We start from the raw sequence: 13,168 nt of genomic DNA on the forward strand, positions 1-13,168 counted from the left end.
CAAAGGAGTCTGAGATGTTAGGCATTATTTTGACCGGTCATGGTGGCTTTGCCAGCGGGATGGAAAAAGCGATGAAGCAGATCCTCGGTGAGCAATCACAGTTTATCGCCGTCGATTTTCCGGAAACGTCCACCACTGCGCTTCTCACCTCACAGCTTGAACAGGCGGTCAGCGATCTGGATAGCGAGGACGATATTGTTTTTCTTACTGACTTGCTGGGCGGAACTCCCTTCCGCGTCGCTTCAACGCTGGCCATGCAAAAACCCGGCAGCGAAGTCATAACCGGCACAAACCTGCAATTGTTGCTGGAAATGGTTCTGGATCGCGAGGGGCTTAATGGCGAAGCGTTTCGTCTGCAAGCCCTGGAGTGTGGGCATCGCGACCTGACAAGCCTGGTTGATGAACTGGGGCGCTGTCGCGAAGAGAGTACGGTTGAGGAAGGAATATGACTCAGGTGCTGCGTGCCCGACGCCTGCTGACCGAACAGGGCTGGCTTGACGACCACCAGCTACAGATTGAAGACGGCGTTATCACTGCCATAGCGCCTGTTCCACCTGGCGTTACAGCGAGAGATGCCGAATTGCTGTGCCCGGCGTATATCGATACGCACGTTCACGGTGGTGCAGGTGTGGATGTCATGGATGACACCCCGGATGCGCTCGACATGCTGGCAATGCATAAAGCGCGCGAAGGGGTTGCCTGCTTTCTGCCTACTACCGTCACCGCTCCGCTGGAGGCTATTCGCGCGACGCTGGCACGCATCGCCCGACGAAAGCAATCCGGTGGCCCCGGCGCACTGGTACTCGGGAGTTATCTGGAAGGGCCGTACTTTACGCCGCAGAACAAAGGCGCACATCCACCGGAACTGTTCCGTGAACTGGATATTGCCGAGCTGGATGCGTTGATCACCACGTCGCAAAATACACTGCGCGTGGTGGCTCTCGCCCCTGAAAAGCCCGGTGCGCTGGAGGCGATTCGTCATCTCAGACAACGTGGCGTTCGGGTGATGCTGGGGCATAGCGCCGCAACGTATACGCAAACTCGCGCAGCCTTCGACGCAGGCGCCGACGGGTTAGTGCATTGCTACAACGGCATGACCGGCCTGCATCACCGGGAGCCTGGCATGGTCGGGGCTGGCCTGACCGACCCCCGAGCCTGGCTTGAGTTGATCGCCGACGGTCATCACGTTCACCCCGCCGCCATGCAGGTGTGCTGCTGTTGTGCAAAAGGGCGCATCGTGTTGATGACTGATGCAATGCAGGCCGCAGGTATGCCGGACGGGCGCTATTCCCTGTGCGGCGAAAGTGTGGACATGCGCAATGGAATTGTCCGCACGACGAGCGGTGGCCTGGCCGGAAGCACGCTGTCTCTGGATGCCGCTGTGCGCAACATGGTGGAACAGGCTGGCGTTTCATCGCAGGAGGCTATCCATATGGCCTCCCTTCATCCGGCTCGTCTGCTTGGGATCGATCGCCAGTCGGGATCGCTCAGTCCGGGCAAGCAAGCCAACGTTATTGCACTGAATGGTGGTTTACACCTTCAGCAAATCTGGATTCAGGGTCAGGCTCTCCCCCTTTAGCCCTTTTATTGTGTGTCCCATTGGCCTTCGGTATTCAATCGTAAGGCCTTTCTTTTCCTTTCCTTTTCCTCTCTCTTTTTGGTGCTTTTCTTTGTCGATCACACTTTTCATTTTATTTCTTTTTCGATATTGAACTTTCGATTTCTTTTCTATAGATTTTATTTAACTGATTACGTGAACAAGTGAAACGAAACGAAAGATAGCGACAAGTTTGCCAGCGTCTGATGTGGAATTCACACGACTAAGGACCAAGTTATGCCTGAAACGTACACCGCCGTTGCCGAAACAACCGGCACATGGACTGAAGAAGAGATCCGCCAGCAACCTGCCAGTTGGATCCGTTCACTCACCAACATCGATCGTCTACGTGCATCAATCGACCGTTTTCTGACCCCTCTGCTGCATAAAAACGATCTCCGAGTCGTCCTCACAGGCGCAGGCACATCAGCATTCATTGGCGACATCATTGCGCCGTGGCTTGCCAGCCACACCGGGAAAAACATCACCGCCGTCCCTACGACCGATCTGGTCACGAATCCGATGGATTACCTCAGCGCCTCGCATCCACTGCTGCTGGTCTCTTTCGCCCGCTCTGGCAATAGCCCTGAAAGCGTTGCCGCGGTGGAGCTGGCCAATCAGTTTGTGCCGGAATGTTACCACCTCTCAATCACCTGTAATGAGGCCGGTAGCCTGTACCAGAATGCGGTCAAAAGTGATAACGCCTTCGCGTTACTCATGCCAGCCGAAACCCACGATCGCGGGTTTGCCATGACCAGCAGTATCACCACCATGATGGCAAGCTGTCTGGCCGTTTTCGCGCCGGAGACCATCAACAGCAATACGTTCCAGGACGTGGCCAATCGCTGCCAGGCGATCCTGAACTCGCTCGGTGATTTCAGCCATGGCGTGTTTGGCTATGAACCCTGGAAACGGATCGTCTACCTGGGAAGCGGCGGTTTACAGGGGGTGGCACGTGAGTCAGCACTGAAAGTGCTCGAACTGACCGCGGGGAAAATGGCGGCATTTTACGACTCACCGACTGGCTTCCGGCATGGGCCGAAATCACTGGTCGATCATGAAACCCTGGTGGTGGTGCTGGTTTCAAGCCATCCGTATACGCGTCAGTACGATCTCGACCTACTGACAGAGTTGCGCCGGGACCAGCAGGCAATGCGCGTTGTCGCTATTTCCGCAGATCCTGATGCCGTCATTGAAGCCGGTCCGCATCTCCTGCTACCCCCTTCACGCACCTTTATCGATGTGGAACTGGCTTTCTGCTTCCTGATGTATGCCCAGGTTTTCGCACTCACCCAGTCTCTTCACGTTGGCAATACACCAGACACCCCCTCCACCAGCGGCACAGTCAACCGTGTTGTGCAGGGCGTTGTCATTCATCCGTGGCTGGCATAAGAGGATCCCATCATGAGCATTATTTCAACCAAATATCTTTTGCAGGACGCACAGGCAAAAGGCTACGCCGTTCCTGCCTTCAACATCCACAACGCAGAGACGATCCAGGCGATCCTTGAAGTGTGCAGCGAAATGCGATCGCCGGTGATCCTGGCAGGCACGCCTGGGACGTTTAAACACATCGCTCTCGAAGAGATCTACGCCCTGTGTAATGCCTACTCCATCACTTATGACATGCCACTGGCACTGCATCTCGATCACCATGAATCGCTTGACGATATTCGTCGTAAGGTCCATGCCGGGGTGCGTAGCGCAATGATCGACGGCAGCCACTATCCGTTCGAACAAAACGTGAAGCTGGTGAAATCCGTGGTCGATTTCTGCCATCTCAATGACTGTAGCGTGGAGGCTGAACTGGGCCGTCTTGGTGGCGTGGAAGATGACATGAGTGTGGATGCCGAAAGCGCCTTCCTGACAGATCCTCAGGAAGCGAAACGCTTTGTCGAACTGACTGGCGTGGACAGCCTTGCGGTCGCGATTGGCACTGCACATGGCCTGTATACCAAACGCCCCAAAATCGACTTCAAACGCCTGGAAGAGATCCGCAACGTGGTCGATATTCCCCTGGTTCTGCACGGCGCAAGTGATGTGCCAGATGAATATGTACGCCGCACAATTGAACTGGGCGTGTGTAAAGTGAATGTGGCGACAGAGCTCAAAATTGCCTTTTCGGATGCCGTCAAAGCCTGGTTCGCCGAAAACCCGCAGGGTAACGATCCGCGTTATTACATGCGCGTTGGAATGGATGCCATGAAAGAGGTGGTCAGAAGCAAAATCACGATTTGTGGATCGGCCAACAGATTGACGATCGATTCGGAAGCCGTTTTATAACGCAGGAATCCCTTATATGAGCACTCCTAATATTCTTTTAACTCGCATTGATAACCGTCTTGTTCACGGGCAGGTCGGCGTGACATGGACATCAACCATCGGGGCTAATTTGCTTATCGTTGTTGATGACGACGTGGCCAAAGACGACATCCAGCAAAAACTGATGGGGATCACTGCAGATACCTACGGGTTCGGCATTCGCTTTTTCTCGATCGAGAAAACGATCGCCATCATTTCGAAAGCGGCGCCTCACCAGAAGATTTTCCTGATTTGCCGCACTCCGGAGATCGTTAAAAAACTCGTTGAAGGGGGCGTTCCCCTGAAAGACGTTAACGTCGGAAACATGCACTTCTCCGAAGGGAAAAAACAGATTAGCAGCAAGGTTTATGTCGACGATAACGACCTGAGCAATCTGCAATTTATCAAACACCATGGCGTTAACGTTTTTATTCAGGATGTACCTGGGGATGCTAAGGAAAGCATTCCTGATTAAGCGCAGTGTCTCGATATTCTCATTTTAAAAGCAACAAGTACGAGGCCATAAAATGCATGAAATAACACTTATCCAGGGCATATCCCTGGCGGCTTTGGTTTTTTTCCTGGGGATTGATTTTTGGCTGGAAGCCCTGTTTTTGTTCCGTCCCATTATCGTTTGTACCCTGACAGGGGCCATTCTTGGCGATATCCATATTGGTCTGATTACGGGGGGGCTTACCGAGTTAGCTTTTGCCGGGCTAACCCCCGCGGGCGGCGTACAACCACCAAACCCCATCATGGCAGGGGTCATGACCACGGTCATTGCCTGGTCAACCGGGGTTGATGCGAAAACCGCTATCGGGCTTGGTCTGCCGTTTAGCCTGTTAATGCAGTATGTGATCCTGTTTTTCTATTCGGCCTTTTCACTCTTTATGTCGAAAGCCGATAACTACGCGAAGGAAGCGAATAGCGCCGCGTTTGGCCGGCTCAACTGGACAACCACACTGATAGTGGCCTGTACTTACGCCATTATTACCTTCCTCTGCACCTATCTTGCACAAGGAGCTATGCAGGCGTTAGTGAAAGCCATGCCAGCCTGGCTTACACACGGCTTCGAAGTCGCGGGGGGTATTCTTCCTGCTGTCGGCTTCGGCTTACTGCTCCGCGTTATGTTTAAGGCACAGTACATTCCCTATCTTATCGCCGGCTTCTTGTTCGTCTGTTATATCCAGGTCAGCAATTTGCTGCCAGTCGCGGTGTTAGGCGCTGGATTTGCCGTGTACGAATACTTTAACGCCAAAGCCAAAAACGCCGCGCAGCCACAACCTGTCGCTCAGAAAAACGATGAAGAGGATTACAGCAATGGGATCTGAAATCAGTAAAAAAGACATCACTCGCCTGGGATTTCGATCGTCCTTGCTTCAGGCCAGCTTTAACTATGAACGGATGCAGGCGGGTGGCTTTACCTGGGCCATGCTGCCGCTTCTGAAGAAAATCTACAAAGGCGACAAAGAAGGCCTGAGCGCCGCCATGAAGGACCATCTGGAATTTATCAACACCCATCCTAACCTGGTGGGATTCCTGATGGGTCTGTTGATCTCAATGGAAGAGAAAGGAGAAAACCGCAGCACTATCAAAGGCCTAAAAGTGGCGCTGTTTGGGCCCATCGCCGGGATTGGTGACGCGATCTTCTGGTTTACCCTGCTACCTATTATGGCCGGGATCTGTTCTTCATTTGCCAGCCAGGGAAATCTTCTTGGGCCGATTCTGTTCTTTGCAGTCTACCTTGCAATCTTTTTCCTGCGCGTAGGCTGGACGCACATCGGTTATTCGGTCGGGGTAAAGGCCATCGACAAAGTCCGTGAGAACTCGCAGATGATCGCCCGTTCCGCAACGATTCTCGGGATCACCGTAATAGGCGGGCTGATTGCGTCATATGTTCATATAAACGTTGTCACTACCTTTGCCATCGATGCGACCCACAATGTTGCCCTCCAGCAGGACTTTTTTGACAAGGTGTTCCCGAATATCTTGCCGATGGGCTATACCCTGCTGATGTACTACCTGCTACGTGTGAAGAAGGCGCATCCGGTTCTTCTGATTGCCGTGACGTTTGTTCTGGCCATTCTCGGTTCCGCCCTGGGAGTGCTGTAAATGTGCGGAATCACGTTTCAGGAACACCCGGATTATCACTCGCTTAGCGAGGCAGTTAGCGAGCATTTACTGGCTCTTATTGTGCGTAGACCCAGTGCGGTGATCTGCCTGGCGACAGGCGCAACTCCGAAGCTGACCTATCAGCTTTTCGTTGAAAAGGTGAATGCGCGTCAGGTGGATGTCAGCCAGATGACTATCGTGAAACTGGATGAGTGGGTGGGATTACCGCCGGACAATCCGGCAACATGTGAAGCCTTTTTGCAGCAGCATATTATTCAACCGCTGGGTATCACACCTGAACGCTATATCTCGTTTGTATCGGATAACGCAGATTCGCAGGAGTGTACACGCATCGTCGAGCAGATCGCGCTACGTGGCGGCCTGGATCTCTGCCTGCTGGGGATTGGTAAAAACGGGCATCTTGGTCTGAACGAGCCTGATGACATCCTTGAGCCAGCCTGCCACATCACACATCTTGACGAGCGCACCCGGCTTCACGACATGTTAAAGCTGGCGGCCGCCCCTGTTGAGCAAGGGATCACCCTGGGCCTGAGGGATATTTTGGCAGCAAAAGAAGTCCTGCTTTTGGTTTCTGGTGAAGGTAAAGAGAATGCTTTTTCAGCGCTGAAGAAGGGTAAGGTCACGACCCATATTCCGGCCTCTTTTCTGTGGTTGCATCCACACCCGACCTGTTTTTATCACACTCACTAGCCAATAAAATACGCCGGGCGAAGTGGCATGCGCCCGGCCGTTCGTTTTATTCGCCCTGCTGCTCCAGCGCGTACTTATACAGTGCATTCTTTTTCACGCCGTGGATCTCAGCGGCAAGCGCAGCAGCCTTCTTGAGCGGCAATTCGGCGTGCAGCAGTGCCAGTGTACGCAGTGCATCAGCAGGCAAGGCATCGTCTTCAGCTTTGTGTCCTTCAACAATCAGTACCATCTCGCCTTTACGACGGTTTTCGTCTTCTTTCACCCATGCGAGGAGTTCGCCAACCGGCGCACCATGAATCGTTTCCCAGGTTTTGGTCAGTTCACGTGCCAGCACGACATAGCGGGATTCGCCCCAGACGGCCACCATATCTTCCAGACTTTCCAGAAGACGGTGGGTGGATTCATAAAAAATCAGCGTGCGTGGTTCAGCTTCCAGCGCTTTCAGTGTGTCGCGACGGCCTTTAGATTTTGCCGGAAGAAAGCCTTCGTAGCAGAAACGGTCGGACGGTAAACCCGCCGCACTTAATGCTGCAATGGCCGCACAAGGCCCAGGCAGAGGGACAACGCGGATACCCGCTTCACGACACGTACGAACCAGATGGTAGCCAGGATCATTAATTAACGGTGTACCCGCATCGGACACCAGGGCGATGTTCTGCCCCTCTTTCAGTTTCGCCACCAGCGTTTCGGCTTTTTGTTGCTCATTGTGATCGTGCAGGGCGAACAGACGGGCGTTAATGGCAAAATGTTGCAGCAGCAGCCCTGTATGGCGGGTATCCTCAGCAGCAATTAAATCAACCGCTTGCAATACAGTGAGCGCACGTTGGGTAATATCAGACAAATTCCCGATAGGAGTAGGTACAATATAAAGCTGGCCTTGAGAATTATCTGCCGTTTCGTGTTGTTTCATTGTTTAGTCCGTATTGCCGATTTATTATTGAGCATTGCGTAAAAAAAAATCACTGGATACAGTATGGTACCGTTAACGTTTCTTCGAACAAAAGCCGCGCGCAGCGTGCCTCTTGTGCTGGCAGCCTTGTTTTTCGCAGGCTGTGGCACGCAGACACCCGATCAAAGTGCTGCCCACATGCAGGGATCGGCACAGGCTGATTCTGGCTTTTATCTGCAACAAATGTCGCAGAGCTCAAATGATACCAAGACCAACTGGCAATTACTCGCCATTCGTGCACTGCTGAAAGAAGGTAAAACGCAGCAGGCCGCCGATCTGTTTAATCAGTTACCGAAAGAACTGAACGATGCTCAGCATCGTGAACAGGCTTTATTGGCTGCGGAATTGAAGATTGTGCAACAAGATTATCCGGCAGCGAAAAAAATGCTGGGTGATATTGATGTTAGCTCGCTCGATAAAAACCAACAGGCTCGTTTCTGGCAGGCAGGCATTGCCGCCGAGCAAGGTCGTCCTTCACTGCAACTGCTGCGCGCCTTAATTGCGCAAGAGCCGCTGCTGAGCGGTGCAGACAAGCAGAAAAATATTGATGCCACCTGGCAGGCCCTTTCCGCAATGACGCCAGAACAGGCGCAGGCCCTGGTGATCAATGCAGATGAAAATGTTCTGCAAGGCTGGCTGGATCTGCAGCAGATGTGGTTTAACAACCGTAGCGATCCAACAATGCTGAAAGCCGGTATTACCGACTGGCAGACACGTTATCCGCAAAACCCAGGAGCGAAATTACTGCCATCGCAACTGGTGAACGTGCAGAACTTCAAACCCGCATCCACCAATAAAATTGCTCTGCTGTTGCCGTTAAACGGTCAGGCTGCGGTGTTTGGTCGCACTATCCAGCAAGGCTTTGAAGCTGCGAAAAATGGCACAACGGCCGTTGCAGGTAATGCCGTCCCTGAACAAGCGGCTCAGGCGGCAAACGTAGCGAACGTGGTTAGCCCCTCTGCTGCCGAAACCAGTGATCTGACAACCGCTCAAACGCCAGCTCAGGGCACAATGCAAAACCCGGTCACCGCACCAACGACTGCCCCTGCGGCAACGCCTGCACCAGCCGCCGCGGCGCAGCAGAGTCCGGCTCAGGCTCCAGCGACACCTGCGGCCTCCGCCAGCGACACAGCGACGACGCAATCACAGGCAACCACACCGGTACAACAGCCTGCGACGCAACCGCAACCTGCTACCACCGTAACGACAGGTGCGAACCCCGGTGCGGAACTGAAGATTTACGATACCAGCTCTCAGCCGCTCGATCAGGTACTGGCGCAAGTCCAGAAGGATGGAGCGAGTATCGTTGTAGGTCCATTGTTGAAAAACAATGTCGATGAACTGATGAAAAGCAACACCACGCTGAATGTGCTGGCCCTCAACCAGCCGGAACAGGTTCAGAACCGCGCAAATATGTGCTACTTCGCCCTCTCTCCGGAAGATGAAGCCCGCGATGCGGCGCGTCATATTCACGAGCAAGGCAAGCAAGCTCCTCTGCTGCTCATTCCGCGCAGTACTCTGGGCGACCGTGTGGCGACCGCCTTTGCTCAGGAATGGCAAAAACTGGGTGGCGGCGTGGTGCTACAGCAGAAATTTGGCTCTTCCTCAGAACTGAGGGCGGGTGTCAACGGCGGCGCGGGTATTGCACTGAACGGTAGCCCGGTAACAGCAAGCCTTCCCCCTCAGCAGGGCGTAACCATTGGCGGCCTGACGATCCCTGCCCCACCGACCGATGCGCAGATCAGCGGTGGGGGGAAAGTGGATGCGGCCTATATCGTCGCGACACCGGAAGAGATTGCCTTCATCAAGCCCATGATTGCGATGCGTAACGGTAGTCAGAGCGGTGCAACGTTGTACGCAAGCTCACGTAGCGCGCAAGGCACAGCGGGCCCGGATTTCCGACTGGAAATGGACGGGCTGCAGTACAGCGAAATCCCCATGCTGGCAGGAAGCAACCCGGCACTGATGCAACAGGCGTTGAGTGCCGTCCATAACGACTACTCACTGGCAAGACTGTATGCAATGGGTGTGGATGCCTGGGCTCTGGCAAACCACTTTACCCAGATGCGCCAGGTTCCGGGCTTCGAGCTCAACGGGAATACAGGCGATTTGACAGCAACTCAGGACTGCGTGATTAACAGGAAGTTATCATGGCTCAAATACCAGCAGGGGCAAATCGTCCCGGCCAGTTAAGCCGCAAACAAGCCGGTGACGCATGGGAAATGAACGCGCGCCGCTGGCTTGAAGGCAAGGGATTGCGCTTTATCGCCGCCAACGTGCGTGGACGTGGCGGCGAAATTGACCTCATCATGAAAGAGGGTCAGACAACCGTGTTTGTCGAAGTCCGTTATCGGCAGTCATCGCAATTCGGCGGTGCGGCTGCCAGCGTGACGCTCGCCAAACAACGTAAATTATTACACACTGCCCACTTGTGGCTTGCCCGCCATAGTGGGAGCTTTGATACTGTGGATTGCCGTTTCGATGTGATAGCCTTCACCGGAAATGAGATCGAATGGCTAAAAAACGCGTTTGGCGAAGCATAAATAAGATTTAAAAGGGATAACGTGCTCGAAAGAATTAAAGTGTGCTTCACAGAAAGCATTCAAACTCAGATTGCAGCGGCGGAAGCCCTCCCGGACGCGATTTCTCGCGCAGCGATGACGCTGGTACAGTCCCTGCTAAACGGCAACAAAATCCTCTGTTGTGGCAATGGTACATCCGCCGCCAATGCACAGCATTTTGCTGCCAGTATGATAAATCGTTTTGAAACAGAACGACCTAGTTTACCTGCCATTGCACTAAATACCGATAATGTGGTCTTAACAGCGATTGCAAACGATCGTCTGCATGACGAGATTTACGCGAAGCAGGTGCGTGCCTTAGGCCATGCCGGAGACGTGCTGTTGGCGATCTCCACGCGCGGAAACAGCCGCGACATTGTCAAAGCTGTAGAAGCGGCCGTCACCCGCGATATGACTATTGTTGCCTTGACCGGTTATGACGGTGGTGAACTCGCGGGCCTTTTAGGGCCACAGGATGTGGAAATCCGCATTCCTTCTCACCGTAGCGCGCGCATTCAGGAAATGCACATGCTAACGGTGAACTGCTTATGCGATTTGATCGATAACACGCTTTTCCCTCACCAGGATGATTAAGGAGTACTCATGAAGGCTTTATCGACCCTCGCAGTCCTTATGTCTGCACTGCTACTTCAGGGATGTATTGCTGCAGCTGTTGTTGGTACAGCTGCCGTTGGCACGAAAGCGGCGACCGATCCGCGCTCTGTCGGTACACAGGTTGATGACAGTACGCTTGAACTGCGCGTAAACAGCGCCCTGTCGAAAGACGAACAAATTAAGAAAGAAGCACGCATCAATGTGACGGCGTATCAGGGCAAAGTGTTGCTGGCAGGCCAGTCTCCAAATACAGAGCTCGCTTCGCGGGCAAAACAGATAGCGATGGGTGTGGAAGGGACAACCGAAGTCTTCAACGAAGTGCGCCAGGGACAGCCGATTGGTCTGGGAACGGCCTCGTCTGATACCTGGATTACCACCAAAGTCCGTTCCCAGTTGCTGGGCACTGACCAGGTGAAATCATCAAACGTAAAAGTGACTACCGAGAACGGGGAAGTGTTCCTGCTGGGTCTGGTCACCGACCGGGAAGGCAAAGCGGCAGCCGATATTGCCAGCCGGGTGAGCGGCGTGAAACACGTCACTACCGCGTTTACCTATATCAAATAATAAAAATACCCGGCTCAGGCCGGGTATTTTTTTATCTTAAAACAGCGCAATACTTCCTGTTATCACTCCACTCAGCGCCACCAGCAAGCCTGTTAACCACAGCGCTTTCGCCGGAAATGACTTCCGCAGCATAATAAGTGATGGCAGGCTTACCGCAGGCAACGTGATGAGTAACGCCAGAGCCGGCGCTGCCCCCATGCCAGCCAGCATCATGGTCTGAACAATCGGTATCTCGGCTGCAGTTGGGATCACAAACAAGCAGCCTGCAACAGCCATCGCAATCACCCACAACAACGAATTATCGATAGCGCCATCGGCATGCGGGAAGAGCCAGACGCGCGCCGCGCCAAGAACCAGTACCGCCAGGATGTATACCGGGATCGTGCTCCAGAAAAGCTGCCACAACGCCTTTCCCCAACGCATAAAGAAACTGCCCTGCGGCTCAGCCAGCTCAACATCCACAGCAACAGGTTGTGCGCCCTTCTCTTTCACCCATTTCTGTACCAGTGTGGCCACCACAAGTACTGTCAGTAGCCCAGCAACCAGTCGAATAAGTGCAAAATGCCATCCCAGCACAAATCCCATAAAGACCAGGGTTGCCGGGTTCAGCAGCGGGTTACCCATCCAGAATGCCAGCGCACCGCCCATCGACACATTCTGACGGCGCATACCCGCAGTGACTGGCGCGGCGCAGCAGGAACACATCATGCCTGGCAACGAAAAAATCGTGCCTAATAGCGTCCCCTGAAAACGGGGCTGACCCAGCGTTTTCATCAACCAGTGACGCGGGATCAGAACCTGAACCAGCGATCCCAGCAGCACACCTAAGACCACCGCTTTCCAGACGGCAAGAAAATAGACCATGGCATAATCCCACGCGGCCTTCAGCGGGCTGGCATCGGCCTGCGCAAGAATGGATTTACCTATGCTGTGGGTCTCAGCCGCCGTGAAGGCTTTACCGTAATACGGTTGCCATTTCACATACCAAAGACCCACAAGAACAACGAGAAAAAAGAGAACGGGCTTCCACCACTGAATCGGTGTTGCCGTTTGAGATGAAGACTGACCAGCCATAACATTCCCCAGGGAGTATTCATTAAGCCCGGAGATACTACGCCTCACCCTGTGCAAGTTCACGTAATTTTGCCGAAGGAACAATGTTAGTCCCCTCCTGAGAGGGCGTCAGCGCCTCTTTCAGCATTGCTCGCGCAACGTCTCTGGCATCAATAGATTTCCAGTTACCTGGAAAAAACTGGAACACAGGAGCAAGTACCATCTCAGTGAGACGCGATGTTTCACGATGGCCCAGTAGCATAGAGGGCCGCACAATTGTCAAACGCTCCCATTTCTGCGCAATCAGCGCCTGTTCCATTTTGCCTTTCACTTTGTTGTAGAAGAAAGGTGAGTGAGCATTTGCTCCCATTGAACTCACCACCAGCAGGTGCTTGGCCCCCAAACGTTTTCCCGCAAGCGCAGTCTCAACAACGAGTGTGTAATCAGCATGAACGAACGCCTCTTTACTTCCGGCTTCCCGGCGCGTCGTTCCAAGGCAGCAAAAGACGATATCAATGGGATCCTGCACTTGCGCCAGAGCATCACTGAGTTGCGGCTTATGAGGGTTATAGATACCCGCAATATCTGCCAGCGGGCGTCGGGTTGGGGCGGCAATGTAGTTAACTTTAGGGTGCTGCAGTAACATACGCAGTAAGTGGCCACCCACTAAACCTGTCGCGCCAGTAATCAAGACCTGACTCATGT

At 53.5% G+C, this 13,168-nt stretch carries 15 protein-coding genes; 12 read left to right on the top strand and 3 right to left on the bottom strand.

Annotated features, from left to right (window positions below):
• Window positions 1-14 precede the first annotated feature (14 nt).
• From agaF to GF617_RS02565, 8 genes are all read left to right on the top strand, one after another.
• Window positions 15-449, top strand: a complete 435-nt coding sequence (agaF, locus tag GF617_RS02530; protein ID WP_203451001.1) for a PTS galactosamine/N-acetylgalactosamine transporter subunit IIA — start codon at window positions 15-17, stop codon at window positions 447-449.
• Complete coding sequence (gene nagA, locus GF617_RS02535) at window positions 446-1,579, top strand: N-acetylglucosamine-6-phosphate deacetylase (RefSeq protein WP_203451002.1); 1,134 nt, start codon at window positions 446-448, stop codon at window positions 1,577-1,579. The genes agaF and nagA overlap by 4 nt, the downstream gene beginning before the upstream one ends.
• A gap of 255 nt (window positions 1,580-1,834) precedes the next feature.
• Window positions 1,835-2,989: an SIS domain-containing protein gene (locus GF617_RS02540; RefSeq protein ID WP_203451003.1), complete on the top strand. Its 1,155-nt coding sequence runs from the start codon at window positions 1,835-1,837 to the stop codon at window positions 2,987-2,989.
• A 12-nt stretch (window positions 2,990-3,001) separates the two neighbouring features.
• Complete coding sequence (gene kbaY / locus GF617_RS02545; RefSeq protein ID WP_181620918.1) at window positions 3,002-3,880, top strand: tagatose-bisphosphate aldolase subunit KbaY; 879 nt, start codon at window positions 3,002-3,004, stop codon at window positions 3,878-3,880.
• 16 nt (window positions 3,881-3,896) lie between these two features.
• Entirely contained in the window at window positions 3,897-4,373 is a 477-nt protein-coding gene (gene agaB / locus GF617_RS02550; protein WP_181620919.1) for a PTS galactosamine transporter subunit IIB, read from the top strand.
• A 52-nt stretch (window positions 4,374-4,425) separates the two neighbouring features.
• The gene (gene agaC / locus GF617_RS02555) at window positions 4,426-5,229 is read left to right on the top strand and encodes a PTS galactosamine transporter subunit IIC (RefSeq protein WP_181620920.1); all 804 of its coding nucleotides are present in this window, start codon (window positions 4,426-4,428) and stop codon (window positions 5,227-5,229) included.
• Window positions 5,219-6,010, top strand: coding sequence for a PTS galactosamine transporter subunit IID (gene agaD, locus GF617_RS02560; RefSeq protein ID WP_203451004.1), 792 nt, complete (start codon window positions 5,219-5,221; stop codon window positions 6,008-6,010). The genes agaC and agaD overlap by 11 nt, the downstream gene beginning before the upstream one ends.
• The gene (locus tag GF617_RS02565) at window positions 6,011-6,721 is read left to right on the top strand and encodes a galactosamine-6-phosphate isomerase (protein WP_181620922.1); all 711 of its coding nucleotides are present in this window, start codon (window positions 6,011-6,013) and stop codon (window positions 6,719-6,721) included.
• Window positions 6,722-6,767: 46 nt separating this feature from the next.
• Here the strand turns inward: GF617_RS02565 and rsmI are convergent, their stop codons facing one another.
• The gene (gene rsmI / locus GF617_RS02570; protein ID WP_181620923.1) at window positions 6,768-7,631 is read right to left on the bottom strand and encodes a 16S rRNA (cytidine(1402)-2'-O)-methyltransferase; all 864 of its coding nucleotides are present in this window, start codon (window positions 7,629-7,631) and stop codon (window positions 6,768-6,770) included.
• A 63-nt stretch (window positions 7,632-7,694) separates the two neighbouring features.
• Here rsmI and GF617_RS02575 point away from each other — a divergent pair, with 63 nt between their 5' ends.
• Genes GF617_RS02575 through dolP form a run of 4 tightly spaced genes read left to right on the top strand, consistent with a single transcriptional unit; the run spans window position 7,695 to window position 11,410 of the window.
• The gene (locus GF617_RS02575; protein ID WP_203451005.1) at window positions 7,695-9,863 is read left to right on the top strand and encodes a penicillin-binding protein activator; all 2,169 of its coding nucleotides are present in this window, start codon (window positions 7,695-7,697) and stop codon (window positions 9,861-9,863) included.
• A complete protein-coding gene (locus GF617_RS02580; protein ID WP_181620925.1) occupies window positions 9,821-10,213 on the top strand; it encodes a YraN family protein in 393 nt (130 codons plus the stop codon). The genes GF617_RS02575 and GF617_RS02580 overlap by 43 nt, the downstream gene beginning before the upstream one ends.
• Window positions 10,214-10,234: 21 nt before the next feature.
• Complete coding sequence (gene diaA / locus GF617_RS02585) at window positions 10,235-10,825, top strand: DnaA initiator-associating protein DiaA (protein WP_003861754.1); 591 nt, start codon at window positions 10,235-10,237, stop codon at window positions 10,823-10,825.
• Between the two features lie 9 nt (window positions 10,826-10,834).
• The gene (dolP, locus tag GF617_RS02590) at window positions 10,835-11,410 is read left to right on the top strand and encodes a division/outer membrane stress-associated lipid-binding lipoprotein (protein ID WP_181620926.1); all 576 of its coding nucleotides are present in this window, start codon (window positions 10,835-10,837) and stop codon (window positions 11,408-11,410) included.
• A gap of 36 nt (window positions 11,411-11,446) precedes the next feature.
• On the opposite strand, the gene GF617_RS02595 is transcribed toward dolP, so the two are convergent.
• Window positions 11,447-12,484, bottom strand: coding sequence for a permease (locus tag GF617_RS02595; protein WP_203451006.1), 1,038 nt, complete (start codon window positions 12,482-12,484; stop codon window positions 11,447-11,449).
• A gap of 37 nt (window positions 12,485-12,521) precedes the next feature.
• Window positions 12,522-13,166 carry an NAD(P)H-binding protein gene (locus GF617_RS02600; RefSeq protein ID WP_181620928.1) on the bottom strand — a complete coding sequence of 215 codons (645 nt, stop codon included), beginning with the start codon at window positions 13,164-13,166 and terminating at the stop codon, window positions 12,522-12,524.
• Between the last annotated feature and the right edge of the window lie 2 nt (window positions 13,167-13,168).

This window comes from Lelliottia sp. RWM.1, assembly GCF_016859735.1.
Taxonomy (GTDB): domain Bacteria; phylum Pseudomonadota; class Gammaproteobacteria; order Enterobacterales; family Enterobacteriaceae; genus Enterobacter.